At 53.6% G+C, this 15194-nt stretch carries 14 protein-coding genes and 1 pseudogene; 14 read left to right on the top strand and 1 reads right to left on the bottom strand.

Annotated features, from left to right (window positions below; genetic code table 11):
• Nucleotides 1–122: 122 nt before the first annotated feature.
• The 14 genes and pseudogenes from HBO23_RS33405 to pilV all read left to right on the top strand — a co-directional run.
• Nucleotides 123–671: pseudogene (locus HBO23_RS33405) on the top strand (type IV secretory system conjugative DNA transfer family protein); the annotation flags it as partial.
• A complete protein-coding gene (locus tag HBO23_RS33400) occupies nt 668–1912 on the top strand; it encodes an ATPase, T2SS/T4P/T4SS family (protein ID WP_170040980.1) in 1245 nt (414 codons plus the stop codon). The pseudogene HBO23_RS33405 and the gene HBO23_RS33400, both read left to right, overlap by 4 nt.
• Nucleotides 1905–2174 (top strand): IcmT/TraK family protein, encoded by a 270-nt coding sequence (gene icmT / locus HBO23_RS33735; protein ID WP_222938119.1) that lies wholly within the window; start codon nt 1905–1907, stop codon nt 2172–2174. Before HBO23_RS33400 ends, icmT begins: the two co-directional genes overlap by 8 nt.
• A 14-nt stretch (nt 2175–2188) precedes the next feature.
• Complete coding sequence (locus HBO23_RS33390) at nt 2189–3217, top strand: ParM/StbA family protein (RefSeq protein WP_170040979.1); 1029 nt, start codon at nt 2189–2191, stop codon at nt 3215–3217.
• A 94-nt stretch (nt 3218–3311) separates the two neighbouring features.
• Nucleotides 3312–3698: a hypothetical protein gene (locus HBO23_RS33385; protein WP_170040978.1), complete on the top strand. Its 387-nt coding sequence runs from the start codon at nt 3312–3314 to the stop codon at nt 3696–3698.
• A gap of 27 nt (nt 3699–3725) precedes the next feature.
• Nucleotides 3726–4559 carry a toxin co-regulated pilus biosynthesis Q family protein gene (locus HBO23_RS33380; RefSeq protein ID WP_170040977.1) on the top strand — a complete coding sequence of 278 codons (834 nt, stop codon included), beginning with the start codon at nt 3726–3728 and terminating at the stop codon, nt 4557–4559.
• Nucleotides 4556–6274: a PilN family type IVB pilus formation outer membrane protein gene (locus tag HBO23_RS33375; protein WP_170040976.1), complete on the top strand. Its 1719-nt coding sequence runs from the start codon at nt 4556–4558 to the stop codon at nt 6272–6274. Before HBO23_RS33380 ends, HBO23_RS33375 begins: the two co-directional genes overlap by 4 nt.
• A 2-nt stretch (nt 6275–6276) precedes the next feature.
• On the top strand, nt 6277–7617 hold the full coding sequence (gene pilO2, locus HBO23_RS33370; protein WP_170040975.1) for a type 4b pilus protein PilO2: 1341 nt from the start codon (nt 6277–6279) through the stop codon (nt 7615–7617).
• Nucleotides 7604–8110, top strand: a complete 507-nt coding sequence (pilP, locus tag HBO23_RS33365) for a type IV pilus biogenesis protein PilP (RefSeq protein ID WP_170040974.1) — start codon at nt 7604–7606, stop codon at nt 8108–8110. Before pilO2 ends, pilP begins: the two co-directional genes overlap by 14 nt.
• A gap of 12 nt (nt 8111–8122) precedes the next feature.
• A complete protein-coding gene (locus tag HBO23_RS33360) occupies nt 8123–9688 on the top strand; it encodes an ATPase, T2SS/T4P/T4SS family (protein WP_170040973.1) in 1566 nt (521 codons plus the stop codon).
• Nucleotide 9689: 1 nt separating this feature from the next.
• Complete coding sequence (locus HBO23_RS33355) at nt 9690–10772, top strand: type II secretion system F family protein (RefSeq protein ID WP_170040972.1); 1083 nt, start codon at nt 9690–9692, stop codon at nt 10770–10772.
• Nucleotides 10769–11371 (top strand): type 4 pilus major pilin, encoded by a 603-nt coding sequence (locus HBO23_RS33350; RefSeq protein ID WP_262378279.1) that lies wholly within the window; start codon nt 10769–10771, stop codon nt 11369–11371. The genes HBO23_RS33355 and HBO23_RS33350 overlap by 4 nt, the downstream gene beginning before the upstream one ends.
• Nucleotides 11372–11398: 27 nt before the next feature.
• On the top strand, nt 11399–12379 hold the full coding sequence (locus tag HBO23_RS33345; RefSeq protein ID WP_170040971.1) for an ATPase, T2SS/T4P/T4SS family: 981 nt from the start codon (nt 11399–11401) through the stop codon (nt 12377–12379).
• Nucleotides 12376–13692 (top strand): shufflon system plasmid conjugative transfer pilus tip adhesin PilV, encoded by a 1317-nt coding sequence (pilV, locus tag HBO23_RS33340; protein ID WP_262378278.1) that lies wholly within the window; start codon nt 12376–12378, stop codon nt 13690–13692. Before HBO23_RS33345 ends, pilV begins: the two co-directional genes overlap by 4 nt.
• Nucleotides 13693–13988: 296 nt before the next feature.
• Here pilV and HBO23_RS33335 read toward each other — a convergent pair whose 3' ends face one another.
• Nucleotides 13989–15080: an IS630 family transposase gene (locus tag HBO23_RS33335; protein ID WP_034114923.1), complete on the bottom strand. Its 1092-nt coding sequence runs from the start codon at nt 15078–15080 to the stop codon at nt 13989–13991.
• Nucleotides 15081–15194 lie beyond the last annotated feature (114 nt).

Here is a 15194-nt window from a genome sequence, read left to right as displayed (position 1 = left end):
GAAAAAAAGCCGAGGAACAAGCCGCATCGTGACCGATGCGATTACAATCCAGAACCCGCGCAACCGGGGTGGAAGCACCGGTCACGTATTAGCGAAACGCTCGGTCACGTTCACCGAAATCCGCACTTGACCGTATGTTTGCTTTTGCACCACTTCTGCTGGACAGAAATGTGATGCCGCCGGTTCTTTCAACTGGTGAAGGAAGTCTGAATCAGCCAAATGCAGAAACCATTCGCGTTGCGGATGCAACTTACAGGATTGAACGCCAAGCTCGGTTTGTGACCACCCCGACTAACTGGCGTGACTATTTATTGAATGATTTCAAGTTTCAGGTCGAACTACCCGCAACAAGTTTGTTGCCGAAGTCCAGCGCCGAGAAAAAAGTTTTTGATCAAAACGTAAAAGACGGCTGGACCATTGGGGTGGAGCAAGCAGACGGAATCTTTGATCAATCCCTTGCACGACTTGAGCGTGATATGGAGGGGATGATTATTTATAAAGATCTTCTGCGCAAAGACATGATCACCAAACCATTTGTGGCTGAGTCGAACCTGGGAATTACTGGTGACGACAGCGAGATAAAAATCAACGATCGCATTTTGCGGATTACCGCCAAGCCGCGCCTTCAGACAAATCCTGCCGTATGGAAACCTGTGGCGGTACCCAAATGAGCCACGCAGCGACGGTGCAATTGAAGGACAGGCTGACAGGTTATCTGATCAAGCATGAGCCTGCGCGTTTGCTTGATGATGATTTTAACAAGATCCTCATTCATGCGATGGACATCGAAGCTTCCGATATCTACTTCAAAACATCGCGACCAGTCATAGCCCGCGTGCATGGGAGATTGGTTCGGCTGACATCCAGAATGCTTCAGCATTCAGAGGTTGTTCGTTTGGTTGTCCTTATGTACGGCGCAAACGCTGAGGTCGAGTTGCGTAAAGGCACGCCATTGGACCAGGCCTTCTCAGTGACTGTCGATCGGGATCATGACTTCCGATTCCGCTGGTGTGCCACCGGTGTTCGTCCTGATGGGGCGTTTGGTATCTCGATCATCATGCGGGAACTGAGGGAAGTTCCTGCTGCTGCCGTCGAGAGTGAATACCACCCAGACTTATGGCGTGCTCTGTTTCCACTCCAAGGGCTTGTCCTTGTGACTGGTGAAACGGGATCAGGAAAAACTACGACCTTGGCTTCCTGGATCAGGATGATCGGCGAAGACCCGGAAGCTGATAAGCACATTGTCGCTTTTGAGGCCCCATGCGAATACAGGCTCGATACGATCGAGACAATTTCTTGTGAAATTGACCAGTCTGACGTGCCCGCGGACGTAGCTTCATTTGCACTGGGTGTTGTGAATGCGCTGCGCCGTGACCCCGATATCATCTTGGTCGGGGAGTCCCGCGACGCTGAGACCATCAAGGCTTCAATCCTCGCGGCGCAAACCGGTCACTTGGTGCTGACCACCGTCCATAGCAAGACCGTCGAGACAACATTCCTGCGCCTGATCCAGGCATGCCCTGTGGCTGAGTTGCACTCAATCATGGGCGCGATCATCGATTCAATCGAAATCATCGTGTGCCAGCGCCTGGTTGCGTCCACTGACGGTAAGCGCTGTGCGGTTCGTGAATTTCTGGTTTTCAACGACTTCATGAGAACCGAGCTTCTGAAGGTGGCTGCCAAAAATATTAGTTTGCTCCCACTGAGGGCCGGTGAACTGGTTGAGGAGTTTGGGCAAACCATGCTCATGGATGCGGAGCGGCTTCATGCGCGAGGCCGAATCGCTTCTACCCAAGTCGACCTGTTCCGCGCAGAGAAAAACAGCCGCCCAGAAAACGAGAACGAGCTGCAGGACGAACTTGCCCCCGCGGCTATGACACGGGCTCGAACGCCGGAGCCGGTCGATGGCTAGAAAAAATGAATGGCGCAATACCTCAATCACTGTGCGCTTTCTAATTTTTGATGCCCGGGCCGCCTTTCCATTTGCGGTAAGTCTGGCACACATCGCTTGGTGGACTTTCGGCTTGGCGATTTTGGCATTCATCGCCTTCGGCCTGCTGGAGTGGGTGGGCATATCTCTCGTCGTTGCACTTCGGATGTTCCGCAGCTGGTTGGCTGGGCCAACACGCTATGCGGTTGCCTGGTGGCACAAACCTCAAAGAAAAATTCATTAATCCAAGGATTCAACATGGCCGCTATCAATAAAGAAATTACCTCTGAGGGTGCCACCCCGGTGCTTACGCCCGCCGCTGTAGACGACGGCTTTCGGCAGATCAAAAGCATTGATCAGCAGTGGAAAAGCCTCGCACAGCCGTCGTTGGCAAGGTCAGGGTTTACCCTCACCAGCATCGGTGGTGATGACGCCGGGTTGGGGGGGTATGAAACCGGCGGTCGCCAATACACTGTGGATCCTCAGATCGACGGCGAAGACACGCGGTTCGATGATTACGCGGTAAGTGAGATCAATCGTGTCCTGGTGCACCACGCTTTGCATGCTCAAGGGCTTTCTGGGAAAAAAATTCATCTGGTCACTGGCCTCCCTTTCGACTCTTTTTTCCTTCCGGGCAGCAGTGAGCCGAATCAGGTGCTCATTGATCAGAAAATAAAGAGTTTGTCAGTGGCTGTTGTTCCACTTGGCGGGCAAGCGCCCATTGAAATTGTGAAGCAGCAAGTCACGGCCCAAGGGCTCGTTGCTTACATCGATTACGTCGTCGATGAAAAAGGGAACTTTGTTAAAGGCGTTGACCGTGATGCACCTGTTGCCGTTATCGATATCGGTGGCAGAACAACTGACTGTGTCACCGTTTTTGGTGGTGGCAAGCTCGACCATACAGCGTCCGGCACCGGTCAAGTTGGTATCAGCAACGTCTACGACATTGTCGAAAACGAGCTCAAGCGTCGTTTCAACGTTTCCAAAATTCGGTTGTCGACTTTGGAATATGTGGCTCGCGAGCGACGGATTCGCCTGCGTGGCCAGGAGCATGATGTTGGCTCCATTGTTGATGCCGCCGTGACGGAGATTGGCCAACAAATCATTCGTGAGTGCGGTCGCAAGATCGGTGATGCGGCCGAGATGGCAACTGTGCTCCTGGTAGGGGGCGGCGCTCCATTGATGAGCGAGATCCTCCGCAAATCCTTCCCCCATTTGCATGTCCCTCAGCAGCCGGAGTTCGCGAATGCTCGCGGGATGCTGAAGTACCTCAGTCTCGGAATTTAGCGCCATGGCGAGGAAGACCACTGAAAGTTGGGCTCGTTATGGCCGGCGATTTTTGCTTCGCCTTTCTCTCAAGCGTCCGGCTGAAAAGGAGGTCATGGATGAGTTCGATCGTCGTTCAGCCCTGCTCGGGAAACCGGACAAAGAGTACTTAAAACTCTGTTTGACTGTTGGCAATCAAATCCTTTCAGCAAAGGCTCTTAGCTCTGTTAGTGTTGCGTTATCATCAAACGAAAGTAATAATACGCAAAAAAACCATGAAGGTGTTTTGCCTCGCGTAAGTCAGGTCGAGACGCCTAAAGAGACCGCCCAGCCAGCGGCGGAAATTGGGCCTGTAGCTAAGCCTTCAGATTCAGATGAAGTTTTGTCCGTATCGGAGCCGACGCCAATTGCGCGTGCACCTGCTCCAGCACCTGCAGACGAACAAGCTGATTTGCCGGTTTCGGCCAAGGATGCGTTGGGTGGGTTGATGCGACATGGCTAGGAACACAACAAAGGGATCACAAGCCGAATGAAAATGTTAGTAGCTGGAGCGATGGCCATGCTTCCTGTCGCCGCTTTCGCGGGATTCCTTGTAGTGGATGAGCCTGTCCGTCCTGCAGTCCCGCCTGTTGTTCAAAGTGCGCCTGGCATAAACCAGGTTAAAACTGGCGCGGCTGTTGTTACTGCCGCTCCATCGAGCCCCGGAGTGCAGCCAGGACCCGGGGCGATCGTCGCGAATGCGCCGGCCACAGTGCAAGGGTTCTCACTACTTGCGGTCACTTATGTTGGCCAGCCTCCAGCTGATATTGAGGTTCGTCGCGGGTTTGGCCGCAAGGTCAAATTCACCGAGGCACTTAAGCAGATTGCGCCTCCTGGCTGGCACGGTCGTTTGACCACTGAAATGGTCGGCCGTGTTGAAAAAGGCCGTTTGGTTGATTGGCGTGGAGGTCGTCGCTGGGTCGAGATTCTCGACATTTTGGCCACCGAGCAAAACGTCTCGGCTGAAGTTGACTGGACCAGGCGCGAAATACTTATTGGTGAAAAGCGGGCATTCGTTGCCCCTTCGAGCACTGTGTACACGGCAGCCGTCAAGCCAGCACCGCCGAAACCGATTTGGCAGGCCAAGCAGGGCAGCACTCTGAAGGCATCCGTACAAGAGTGGGGCAAAAAGGCTGGCTGGGAGGTGGTATGGGGGGCTGACTACGATTATCCGATTGAGGTCGGCCTGACGTTTGATGGCTCGTTCCTCGACGCCATTACGACTGTATTCCGTAGCTACGACAAAGCAGAAAAGCCGTTCGTTGTTGACGTCCATCAGAAACAGACCCCGCCGGTCCTCTTCATCTCTGCGAGAAAACAATGATGAATCTCAAACCTATGGTCGCCGGCTTCGCCCTTGTTGCGCTCGCCGGGTGCTCGATCGCGAACGTTAACAACTCAATGAAGCGTGCTGAGGATACGAGCGCGACGGCGGAGGGCTATGCGGCGACCATGCGCGAGCGGCAGAGTGCGCCAAGCCGGCCAACGGTGATGTATGAAGATGCCCCGTGGGTTTCGACTCGTCCAATTGAGCTGAAGATGCGCGGTGTTCCAGAAGCGCTGAACTGTGACATCAGCTACGCGCCGATTGGCGATGTCGATGTTTTTCAGATCGGGCAGGAAGTCACAAAGCTTTGCGGTATCCCCGTCCGCGTAACACCCGATGTCATGGGCGGCACTGGTAATTCCGGCGGGGGATCTCAAGCGCCTTTGCAGGCGGCCCTTTCACAAAACCCATCCTTAGGCGGGGCCAGTTTGCCGCCTCTGCCTTCGATTCCGGGCCTCCCGAACATGCCGAGCCCTGGCGGGTACGGCAGCACAGGTAATGGGTCGACGCGTAACTTGACCCTCAACAACTTCAAGTGGAAAGGCGGCCCCGTTAAAGGGCTGTTGGACATGGCTACTGCCAGGCTGGGTCTGTCCTGGAAATATAGTGATGCGGATCGCGTTATCACGATTTTTTACCTCGACACCAAGTCCTTCAAGTTCTATGCGATCCCGTCTGCTATCGACATGAGCACAATGGTGCAGTCCGGTACCACTTCGTCCGCCGGCGTTGGTGGTAGCACCGGTTCCGGTGCGGGCAATGGCACATCAAGTGGTGTTTCGGGCTCATCGGGTAGCAACTCTGTTACTGGCGTCACGACAAAAACCAATATCACGGAAGATCTTGGCAACAGTGTCCAATCGATGCTCACACCAGGTGTTGGCAGGATGTCTATGTCAACTTCAATGGGCACGTTCGTTGTCACCGACACACCAGAAGTGCTTGCCCGGGTTGGCAGCTTTCTAGCCAGCGCGAATGAGAACATCACGAAGCAAGTTCTTTTGAACGTGAAGGTTCTGCGTGTATCCCTCACTGACAAAGACGATGTCGATGTCGATTGGAATCTTGTCTACAAGGCTGTAAATGGCAAGTTTGGCTTGGGTTGGAAGAACGTCACCCAAGCAGACTCCGCGGCGGTGAATGGATCAGTCAACATCCTCGACTCGTCGAGTCAGTGGAATGGTTCGAGCTTGCTGGTAAAAGCTTTGGCTCAGCAGGGCAGGGTGTCAACCATCACCAGCCCATCCGTTACGACATTGAATATGCGTCCTGTTCCGGTTCAGGTAGCTCGCCAGACGAGTTATTTGGCGAGTATCCAGACCACCAACACCGCGCAGGTTGGCTCTACAACCTCCCTGACGCCTGGAACAGTGACATCTGGATTCAACATGAGCCTGTTGCCCAACATCATGCCGAACAACGAGCTGACGTTGGACTTCTCCATTGATATGAGCGCACTTCGGCAACTGAGAAAGACCACCAGTGGCGATAGCAGCATTGAGTCCCCAGACATTGATAAGCAGATTTTTGCGCAGTCGGTGAAGCTCAAATCCGGCCAAACCCTGATTCTTTCCGGGTTTGTGCAATCAATCGACAACGGTAATAAATCTGGTGTTGGCAGTCCGAGCAACTGGCTGATGGGCGGAGGGCTGCACGCAGACAACTCCAAAGACGTCATCGTCATCCTCATCACTCCAGTTTTGGAAGGTTGAGCATGCTGCCAGCAGAGGACGAGGTAACAACCACACCGGTGGCTATGTTCACCATCAAGGGGAATAGCTTTGTTAGCGGTCTGTTCTGGCAGCCGCTGAGCCGGCCGCGGGCCTTTATGCAAGAAGCCCGTGAGATTGGCAAACGTGAGGATATGGACATTGTTGCCATACGCCACGGGAGCATCATCCAGGCTGGTTTCGTCTCACGGGGGGCCGGAGTCACTAAAGGCATGTACAGCTTGGCTGCTGCGCTGGCTGGCATCCTTGGAGACTCATGGTTGGGCATCTTCACTCTCGGTGAAGATCGATTTGCACTGGTTGGTGTGAAGGATGGAGCCATCCTTCCAGGCTGTGACTTGGTTGGTGATCAGGAGGCTGTTCGTGAAAAGCTGCAGTTGTACTCCGGGTTTTTCACCGACGAGCACGACAAATTCTATGGGCCGCCTCAGTTTGGTATTTCAAACGAGGAGTTGGACCTTGAAGACCTTTTGGTCTCATCCAGACTGAAGAAGCAATACCGCCTTCGACAGCTGACATTTGGCCTCACCTCAAAAGAGCTAGTGGTGGTGTCAGTTCTCCTAATCGCCGCGATTGGAGGTGCGTTCGGTTACTTCCAGTGGAAGGATCACCAGGCGCAGCTTCTCAGAGCAGAGCGTATTCGCATCGCAGAGCAGCAGCGGTTGGAGCTGGAAGCACTGAATGCGAAAACCGAACAGCAGCAAACGCTGCAGGCGCTGGAGCATCCCTGGGCGAAAACACCGCTCATAGATGATTTCTGGTCGACGTGCACGAGCAAAATGTTCGAGTTGCCGTTGGCATTCAGCGGATGGCGTTTTCAGTCGGCAAAGTGCACAAGCGAACAACTTGCATCCACTTACGAGCGTACTGGTAACTCGACCGTCCAGGATTTCATTTCCGGTGCTACCGGGCGGTTTACCTCGGCACCGGCGTTCTTCGGTGAAGGGCAAGGCGCCGCTCTCAGCCAGCCAGTGGAGATGGGGGCAGGGGGAGATGAAGCTCTTGGCGAGCTGGAGACACTGCTCAATCAATTCACTTCCCATTTCCAGCGACTGGGAATCAAGCCGGTGATCTCCGAGAAACCGGAAGACGTTAAGCCGAAGACGCAGTTGCCTGGTGCCGACGGTCAGCCCGTAGAGGACAAAACACCGAAACCCAACTGGCGCACGTTCACTTTTTCGTTCGAGACACTGCGTTCGCCGGCAGAGGTTTTATCAGGCCTGAACAACCGCGGCCTTCGCCTTACCGCGATCATCGTCAATTTAAATTCAGGATCGGCTCAGCTGACGTGGAAAGTCGAGGGAGAGATTTATGCACAAAAATAACTTTTCAGCCGTTCTTTGTGGTGCGTTGGTCACACTGACAAGTTCAATCGTGGTGGCCGCGGAAGCAACCGTAGGCGACCTGACTTACGTTCAAAGTCAGCTTATTTTGAAAACCGCCCAAGTCGCCTTGGCCACTCAGGAGGAGGCTCTTCGAAAACTCAACGGTGGCGGCCCAGCTGCCGGCGTGGTGGCGGTGCCTGGAGATCTGAATGAGCCAACGGTGCGTTCGATCTCTGGAGTAAACGGGAAGCTCTTCGCAACATTCATGTACTCAACGGGTGCAATTGCGGATGCGGCTCAAGGCGAGACCCTGCCGGGCGGGTACAAGGTAACGTTCCTGTCCATCGACAAAGTGGAACTGCAGAAGAACGGAAAGATCCTGCAGGTGGGATTCTCGTCAAGAGCGCCTGCTGCAGCCGGCAATACCGGTGGCGTAATCCCCCAGCCTTCGTTTGCTCCTCCTCAACCTTTCGTTATGCCGTTAGGCCAGTAGGCAGGTACCGTCATGGGCGTAGCATTGGCAAGTGCAAACATCGAGCTTACTCGTGAGGTTCTCACTGGGCCGGGAGGTAAATTCCAGGTTGAAGAGAAACTTCGCGACCTGCTTTGCCTGACTGACGACTATGTTCTGCATGTCTCCGGCTCGCACATGGCGGACCACTTCGTTCTGGGCTTCATGGAGCGCCTGAGCAAGGCGAAGGTGCGCTTCACGATCCAGAAGCGTCCGCTATCTGAGATCCGTGATCTTTACCAGGCACAGCCTCAAAGGGTCGCGACGTTCTCCGGCAGCAAGACAGCTGGACTTCTTGAAGACGCTACACCTCGTCAGACCGAAGTCATGCGTCTTGTGAAGGACGCAATTGATCGGGGAACAAGTGACATTCATTTGATCATCGACCACGTTCGGCACGAGGCGCTGATCGAGTTCCGAATCAATGGTGATCTGGTTGTCAAAGACCGGATTCGGGCTGAAGACGGCCAGGCGATCGCCTCGACTATCTATCAGTCAATGTGCGATGTCGCTGATCCGACGTACAACGAGTTGCAGCCTCAGGATGCGCGGCTCAAGCAATCCTTCGTGAAGAAGTGGGGATTGTATGGAGCGCGGATTGCGACACGTCCTACTGACACCGGATCTCTGATGGTGATGCGGTTGCTGCGCAGCTCATCAGGCAAAACGCTGGAGGATCTGGGGTATTTGCCAGAGCAGATCCGTCTTCTGACCCGGATGATTCAGCGTCGTAAAGGCATCATCTTCATTTCTGGTCCCACGGGATCCGGCAAATCGTCAACGCTGCAATGTGCTTTGGACGATTTGCTGGAGGTATTCGAATACAAGATCCGCCTGTTGACGATCGAAAACCCGCCGGAGTACCAGATCGGCAAAGGTCGGGCAGTACAGACCCCTATTCTCTGCGATTCTGATGATCCAGTAGCCTTGTCCGCTGAATGGGCGCGTTCGATTTCTAACGCAATGCGTCTCGACCCAGACGTGATGATGGTCGGTGAAATTCGCGACCTCGCATCTGCCCTTGCGGCGTTCACCGCCTCGATGACTGGACACCAACTCTGGACAAGTATCCACACCAATGACCTCATCCAGATTATTGATCGCCTGCGTGAGTTGGGTGTGACACTCAGCCTGTTGACCGATCCGATGTTGATGACTGGACTGATAAACCAAGAGCTGGTTAAAACACTTTGTGATCATTGCAAAGTGCCTTTCGATAGCGTGCGCGATCGCTATACCGAGGACCTGGTGGAACGGGTAGAGAAGTTTTGTAAGCCTGAACAAGTCTTTGGCTGTGGACCTGGTTGCTCACACTGTAATTATACAGGCGTTGCTAATCGTACTGTTGTCGCAGAAGTCATGATGCCAACCAAGGCTTTCATGAAACAGTATCGGGACAAAGACAAAGCCGAGGCCCGAGTGTACTGGGTAAAGGAAATGGGCGGTATCACCAAGAATGATCACCTTGTCAGGTTAATTAATCAGGGCCGAGTTGATCCGCTACATGGTGAACGTGAAGTTTGCACGCTTGATGAAGACGAAATTACATTAGGGGACTAAGATGCGGCTGAATGATTTGTTAAGTCGGCTGGACTTGGCGGTGCTCCGTCTTCAGTTTTACGGCGCTGTTAGAGTTGAGCTTTACGAAGCCCTCTCTCTTTTGCTGGAAAACAGAGTGCTCCTTGAAACAGCGCTGAAGGATATGCACAAAATCTTCAGCGAAAATGGGAAAAAACCTAAACGAGCGCTCGCTGCTGTTACTTACGATTGTTATCGAGAGGTCGCAGACGGAAAGCCGTTGTCGAAAGCTTTGGCCAAATGGATTCCTTACCAGGAATACACTCTTATCTCCGCAGGCGAAAAATCTTCGGACCTAAAAACGGCGTTCGACAATTGCAGGAAAATCATCGTAGCTAAGCAGGAAATCGTTGGCGCGATCCTCTTGGCCACCCTCTATCCGGCCTTCCTCATGGGGATGATATGCGTGCTGTTGAGCATGGTGTCCACCAAGCTGGTGCCCAAGCTCATAAGGACATCTAACCCGGACACATGGACGGGCACGGCTTCCTTACTGTATGAGATGTCTAAGTTTGTCATAAGTTACGGAAGCTTAACGCTGATTATGCTTCTGCTTTCTATTGTCTCGATATTTGCATCTCTGCCCTATCTCAAAGGAAATCTTCGTGTGTACCTGGACAAGATTCCACCTTGGTCAGTGTATCGGATGCTTCATGGTTCAACGTTTCTTCTAAACGTCGGTGTGATGATTCAGGCGAACGTATCTATTCAGGATGCGCTGCGAATGATGGCATCACAGGCTAACCCGTGGCTTAAACAGCGTCTTGATGCAGCTTTTTATGGATTGGGTATCGGCGGAAACTTGGGCGTTGCTCTTAGTAAGGCGGGATACGACTTTCCAGATAAAAAAGCAGTTCAGTTCTTGATGATTCTTTCGAGTAAAGATGGATTTGACGAAGCGTTGAACAATTTTGGGGAGCGTTGGTTAAGAAAAAGCATTCAGCAGATTCAGTTCGCCGCAAAGCTTTCAATGGGTACGGGAATCATATTAGTGGGGGTAATTCTCATGACGGTAATTTCTGGCGTGTCCGGTATTCAAGATGCAATTCAGGCAGCAGCAAAATGAACAAACTCAGTTCAACTAAAGGTGGGAAAGTCATGGCAGTCACGGCAGAAGTACAAACTAATTCTCAGCAAAAGCCCATTAAATCGCTTGGTAATCGACAGGCTGGTTTCGGCGCGATCGAGATGATTGTGGTTTTGATCATCGTAATCGGCCTTCTCGCGCTCGCGGCGAGCCGGTGGGACGCTTTGTTCGGTAGCAATGAATCGGCGGAAGAAATCTCCAACGTCAACATGCTCATGGCTGGCACCAAAAACCTGAAAACCTCCTCCGGCTACGGCGCCGCTGGAACCAACCTGGTACCGGGGTTGATCAAGGCCAATGCTGTCCCGAAAAACATGACCGTTGTATCGGGCGTTTTGTACAACATCTGGGGTGGGAGTATCACCGTCGTGTCGACCGGTACGGGCTTTACCGTGACCTCTTCGACTATCCCTGAGGGCAACTGCCTGACTCTTTCGACCAAGCTCGCCCGAGGTGGCATTTACTCCACGAAAATCAACGCCGGCACAACAATCATCGGTGAAGTAACACAATCCGCCGCAACCACCGGGTGCAGCAGTGCAACGAGCAACTCGGTCACCTGGACCAGCAACACCTAATTCTGCCGTCGGCAGTAAGGCGGAAGCATGAGCAGTCCGAGCGGTATGGCGTCTCCTGAGTTTGGGTGGGTAGACATCTACATCGGCGACGGCTACAGCGAAATGAAACAGGTTGCCGGGGCGTTCGCGCCCCGAATTCCTGTTCCTGCTGAGATGCAGGCTGAAGTCGATATTCTTCGCGAAAAGTGCATCGAAGCGTATGAAAGGCTCGGCGATTCTGAGTTTTCGATCATGCAGGGCAAGACGCTGTTGCGCGTAACGCAGATGCAGGACGTAACCAACAGCCACGTCTTCTTCTTACGTCGGCCCGAAGCACAAATTCGCGAGTTTGCAACGCTGGGGTTTCCACCTCATGTTGTGAAGATGCTACTCGACAAAACCACCCGTGGACTGATTCTGTTCGCCGGGGAGATGGGGGTAGGGAAGACCTCATCCTGTGCGTCGTTGGCTGTGAAGCGGCTGCAAATCCATGGGGGCGTCTGTATCGCGATTGAAGACCCGCCTGAGACAGCTCTCAATGGGTTACATGGCAACGGACGGTGTATTCAGATCACCGCGTCCCGTAAGTCCGGAGGGTATCGCGAGCATTTGATCAAGGCTATGCGCTCAAGCGCTGATTTGATTCTGATCGGTGAAATCCGCGATACCGCTGCGGCTGTGGAGGCGCTTAAAGCGAGTTTGAATGGTCGGCTTGTCATCGCGACGGTTCATGCCGGCGATGTACCAGACGTGCTTACCCGGATGGCCACATTTTGCGCTGGAGAACTCGCCAACACCAATGACCTTCTGGCAGACGGCTTGGCCACAATCATTTGGCAAACGATCAAGCGCACCCCGGGCCAGCCTGACCGGTTGGTGGTCAAGACACTCACCATTAACAAGTCCGATTCAGGTTTAAGAGCCAAGATCCGTAAAGGTGACTTTGGCCAAGTCAACCAGGATGTGGATCAGCAGCTAAAGCAGGCGTCGTGGAACACCGACAATCTATTCGGAGCAAATCGAACATGAAAGCAGCAATGCAAGGACCAAGCCGTAACCGCCAAGGTGGTTTTATGGCTATCGAGATGATCATCGTGTTGATCCTGGTTGTCGCGGGACTTGGCTTCGGGGCTCAAGCGATGTTCGACCATGCTGACAATATGTCCAGCCAGTCAGCCGCCGATCACCAGAAAATTATTTCCGACGCGGCCGCAGCCTACATCAAGGACAACTACGCTGCGGTTCTGGGTGCTGCCGGCCCGACGGCACCGGTGGCTATTACGGTGACGATGTTGAAGAACACCGGCTACCTGCAGCCGAGCGTGACGGACATCAACAACTTTGGGCAAAGCTACTCTGTGCTCGCAATTAAGCCTACTCCGACCAAGCTTCAAACCCTCGTGGTCACTACTGGGGGGGAGACGATCTCTGAGACCAACATCCGCCGGATCTCGAAGCAGGTAGGCGCCCGCGGGGGGTATGTTTCCAACCTTGATACTACTATCGCGGAAGGTTCATATGCTGGCTGGAGTGTTCCTCTTGCTTCTTATGGCGTTTCGCCGGGTGCCGGGCATCTTGCTACTGCGCTGTTTTTCGATGACGGTGCCCTGACCAACGACTATCTGTATCGGAACGCCGTTCCTGGCCACCCCGAAGTCAATCAGATGAACACGTCGATCGATATGAAGGCAAACAATCTCAACAACGCAAGTAACGTCAACGCCACGAATGTGAACGCTACGACAGTGAATGCCACAAACGCTGTGGTAACCGGCACAGTGAAAGCAGGCACAACGGACACTACCGGGGAAACGTACACAGGCGGTTGGTTCAGGACTCGCGGCGACTCAGGTTGGTACAACGAAAAATGGGCCGGCGGTTGGTACATGACTGATCCAAATTGGGTGCGGTCCTATGGCGACAAAGGTGTGTACACCGGCGGGGCCTTGGCGGGCGGGACTGTGCAGTCGAATGGCAGGACCACCGTAGGTGAGTATTTGCAGCTCAACGGCGTTGCGGCTGAAGGTGCAGGATGCTCGCCAAATGGGCTCATCGGTCGAGATGCGGCAGGTCTCACACTATCTTGCCAATCCGGTGTGTGGAAATCCAATGGCGGCGGCGGTGGTGTAACGGACCTTTGCAATATCGGCACCGGCGGCGCAGTGGGTACTGACGCAACTTGTGCAGCTGTATGTTCAGGAACAGCTCCAGGAGTCTGGCGTGCAATTGGGGGATGGGACATGGACTCGGGCGGAGGCGCTGGTAGAACTTCTGGGCAAATGCCGAGCGGCTTCTATAGCACAAGTAACTGGATGTCGACTCTGTGTGCCAAATTTAACTAGTTTCGTTTTGCCAATCCGGTGTCTGGCGTTCTAGCGGTGGCGGGAAAGTTTTAACTGGCTTTATTACTCACGGCCAACAAATACCCCTGCCAAGTGGTAGCGCAGCTGGAAGTTGTACCTGGTCAGCATCGGACGCAGCTAATCCACACCCAGCTGCTCGGCCAGACTACGCTGGCGGAAATTATGCTTATGCCGATGCTAACAGAGTCGTTACATGTGGTTTTTATGATAAGGGAGCATTCAATATCGGGGGCACCTGCAGTTATATCATCGCCTGTAACTAGTGGCCTGAGCGGTTAATCCATTAATTTATTTTTTATCACGCTCAGCTTCGCTTTATGTACCGAGCTAATGATGGCCTCAGCCGTTTTATTCCACTTGAACGGCTTGGCTGAATGCTCATTGTGAGCCTCGATAAATTGGCGGATAGCGACTTTTAGGTCGGCGACGCTGGTGAAGGCACCCCGGTATAGCGCTCGTCTTTCCAGTTGTGCAAACCAGCCTTCCACGGCGTTCAGCCAAGACGCGCTGGTTGGTGTGAAGTGCAATTTGAAACGCGGATGCTTTTCCAGCCACTGCTTGATTGCAGCAGTTTTGTGGGTCGAACTGTTATCTAGAATCACATGCAGATCCAGTCCGGCTGGCGTGCTGCGTTCAATCTGTTGCAGAAAAGCCAGAAACTCCTTGGCTCGATGGCGCTGGGTAATCCGTCCGATTACTTGGCCGGTCAGGATGTCGAAAGCCGCGTACAGACTCGCCGTACCATGGCGCTTGTAATCATGGGTCCGACGCTCAACTTGACCTGGGCGTAGCGGCAGCATCGGTTGGGTGCGATCCAACGCCTGGATCTGGGTTTTCTCGTCAACCGACAACACCAGGGCGTTATCCGGTGGGTTCAGATAGAGCCCGACCACGTCGACTACCTTGTCGGCGAAATGAGGATCGTTGCTGATTTTGAAGGTCTTCAGACGATGGGGTTTGAGGTCGGAAGCGGCCCAGACCTGCCGAACCTGCCACGTGGTGACCCGCGCATACTTGGCCATCAAACGGACGCTCCAGTGAGTGGCTTCCTGGGGTACACGCCGGGTGGTCAGTGTCAGGATTTCGTTGATTTTATCGGGCCCAAGTTTGAGTGGCTGGCCGCTGCGCGGCAGATCGCTCAACCCTTCGATTCCTGCCTCCAGATAACGTTTTCGCCACTTGAATACCGTCGGCGGCGTGACCTGCAACTGCTCGCTGACGGCCTTGGGCGTCAATCCGTCAGCCAGTAGAAGCAGGATGCGCGCTCGCTGAGCGAGGCTCTGTTCCAGCGTACTCATACGCAACCAACCTTGCAGGGCGATGAGATCGGAAGGCATTAAAGCGAAGGGGGAAGTCGGTCGGGCCATGCGTATAACCAATCCATGACATTGGACGCACAGTATATCGTTACCATTAGATAAATGAATTAACCGCTCAGTCCACTAGTCCTGATTGCTCATTGCCAATCCGGTGTGTGGAAA

The organism is Pseudomonas sp. WS 5532 (assembly GCF_012985445.1).
Taxonomy (GTDB): Bacteria; Pseudomonadota; Gammaproteobacteria; order Pseudomonadales; family Pseudomonadaceae; genus Aquipseudomonas; species Aquipseudomonas edaphica.
Note: the sequence above shows the minus strand (reverse complement) of the source record. Positions and strands in the feature narration are given on the sequence as shown.

Bases quoted from the DNA above. Each gene is read 5' to 3' on its own strand.
- HBO23_RS33400 (WP_170040980.1), top strand. From the start codon at position 668: ATGAGCCACGCAGCGACGGTGCAATTGAAGGACAGGCTGACAGGTTAT.
- HBO23_RS33385 (WP_170040978.1), top strand. From the start codon at position 3,312: ATGGATGAGTTCGATCGTCGTTCAGCCCTGCTCGGGAAACCGGACAAA.
- HBO23_RS33355 (WP_170040972.1), top strand. From the start codon at position 9,690: ATGCGGCTGAATGATTTGTTAAGTCGGCTGGACTTGGCGGTGCTCCGT.
- HBO23_RS33380 (WP_170040977.1), top strand. From the start codon at position 3,726: ATGAAAATGTTAGTAGCTGGAGCGATGGCCATGCTTCCTGTCGCCGCT.
- icmT (WP_222938119.1), top strand. From the start codon at position 1,905: ATGGCTAGAAAAAATGAATGGCGCAATACCTCAATCACTGTGCGCTTT.
- HBO23_RS33350 (WP_262378279.1), top strand. From the start codon at position 10,769: ATGAACAAACTCAGTTCAACTAAAGGTGGGAAAGTCATGGCAGTCACG.
- pilP (WP_170040974.1), top strand. From the start codon at position 7,604: ATGCACAAAAATAACTTTTCAGCCGTTCTTTGTGGTGCGTTGGTCACA.
- HBO23_RS33335 (WP_034114923.1), bottom strand. From the start codon at position 15,080: ATGGCCCGACCGACTTCCCCCTTCGCTTTAATGCCTTCCGATCTCATC.
- pilV (WP_262378278.1), top strand. From the start codon at position 12,376: ATGAAAGCAGCAATGCAAGGACCAAGCCGTAACCGCCAAGGTGGTTTT.
- HBO23_RS33345 (WP_170040971.1), top strand. From the start codon at position 11,399: ATGAGCAGTCCGAGCGGTATGGCGTCTCCTGAGTTTGGGTGGGTAGAC.
- pilO2 (WP_170040975.1), top strand. From the start codon at position 6,277: ATGCTGCCAGCAGAGGACGAGGTAACAACCACACCGGTGGCTATGTTC.
- HBO23_RS33375 (WP_170040976.1), top strand. From the start codon at position 4,556: ATGATGAATCTCAAACCTATGGTCGCCGGCTTCGCCCTTGTTGCGCTC.
- HBO23_RS33360 (WP_170040973.1), top strand. From the start codon at position 8,123: ATGGGCGTAGCATTGGCAAGTGCAAACATCGAGCTTACTCGTGAGGTT.
- HBO23_RS33390 (WP_170040979.1), top strand. From the start codon at position 2,189: ATGGCCGCTATCAATAAAGAAATTACCTCTGAGGGTGCCACCCCGGTG.